The organism is Rhizobium sp. UFLA01-1127 (assembly GCF_059803845.1).
The window spans coordinates 1-1,513 of record NZ_JAUQTZ010000288.1 but is presented as its reverse complement, the minus strand read 5'-3'; the positions used below and the strand labels follow the sequence as shown (position 1 = coordinate 1,513).

Below are 1,513 nucleotides of genomic sequence, written 5' to 3'. Positions count from 1 at the left end.
CGTTGTCTAATAGCGTTCCAAGAGTCAAGGAGCCGTGGGCACTCGTCAACGTCGCCGTGCTGCGGAACACGCTGGGCGGCGTACGTTATTCAATTCGATCGGGCCTCAGCGGCTTTGTTTTCTTCAGAGCTATCCGGTGCCGGGAGCAGCGTTGTCTGCGCGGTCGACACAAGGTCGCCGCATAATGGGTTTTCGCAGGGTGGATCTTCCTATGTTTGAAGCGCAGTCTCGACCGAGCTGCAACGAGGATAAACAGAATGATCCAACCCACGTCCGCAGCACGGACGCTCAGTGCCTCAAATCAGATTTGACGCGCTGAGGTGAGAAGGCTGGTTCTTCGCTTATGCGGTAGCGCCAGCCAATGCGTTGAACACTTCCCCCGTCTTGAGCATGCTATGCATGATAACGGCGAGTTTTCGGGCGACTGCCACTGCGGCGCGCTTGAAGCCCAGCCGCTCACGCAGTTTAAGTCCCCAGCTCCTGAGACTGTTTTCGTTTCTGGCACTGGTTCTTGTGAGGAGTACCGTCGCTGCTTCATAAAGCAAGCCCCGCAGATGGTTGTCGCCTCTGCGTGAGATATGGCCGTCATAATCGACTTCACCGGACTGGTACCGCCGCGTTGTCAGCCCAAGCCAGGCGCCAACCGAGCGTGACGTTTTGAAGTTTTCTGGATCTTCTATCGCTGCGAGATACGAGACGGCGGTGACGGCGCCGATCCCCGGGATAGTCATCAAGAGCTTCGTCTCCTGGCTCTCCCGCGCCGCTGTGAGCAACTGGCGATCAAGATCGGCAGCGCGCCTGCGTATGTCGCGCCATGCCTCGAGTAGAGGCAAGATGATCTTTGCTAGACCGTCATTCCCATCCAGCAATTGCCTCACGTTCCCATCAAATATCCGACCTTTCCCTTTCGGGACAATGAGACCGAATATCTTCATCAGCCCGCGAATCTGGTTGCTGAGCTGGGTGGAGATGCTGAGCAGCTGATTGCGAGCCGCCACCAGCGTGCGCGTCAGCATGCTATCGAATGCTTTTACCCGGACGGCCTTGTAGAACCCGGCTTCGGCTAAATGGGCCAAGCCATCCGCGTCATTGGCATCGGTCTTGTTGAGCGTCTCGTCCAAGACCTTTTGCGCGTGCCGCGCTTCGATGCAGATTGCTGGAACCCCTTCGGCTGTTAGCGCATGATAGAACCATGTCGACAACGGCCCTGTCTCGAATACAACGCGCTTGGCGTGCGGGGCGTGTTTGTGGATCATCTCCGCCAAAATTTTTGGGTCAGAGGGGCACTTGCCGCGCCAGATCCGCTTCCCGTCCTTTCGGATCGAGATGGCGGTCTCTTTCAATGAAACATCAAGCCCGATATATTCGACCATGGTTGCCTCCGTTTGATGTTTGGGCCCGGTGCTAATCGTGAGCCCGTATTTCCATCTTATCGGGGGCAACCACCCTTACCAGCCATCATTGCATAACTGACCTGGGACGATCGCGCCGCGATTACCCCATGTTTGAAGAT

2 protein-coding genes are annotated in these 1,513 nt (G+C 56.6%); one reads left to right on the top strand and one right to left on the bottom strand.

The genetic code is table 11. The annotated features are described in order from the left end of the window. On the top strand, positions 1-185 hold a 185-nt coding region (locus tag Q4Q11_RS31770), incomplete at its 5' end, for a hypothetical protein (RefSeq protein ID WP_498571975.1). 156 nt (positions 186-341) lie between these two features. On the opposite strand, the gene Q4Q11_RS31765 is transcribed toward Q4Q11_RS31770, so the two are convergent. Then, the gene (locus Q4Q11_RS31765) at positions 342-1,373 is read right to left on the bottom strand and encodes an IS110 family RNA-guided transposase (RefSeq protein WP_498571974.1); all 1,032 of its coding nucleotides are present in this window, start codon (positions 1,371-1,373) and stop codon (positions 342-344) included. Positions 1,374-1,513: the final 140 nt, after the last annotated feature.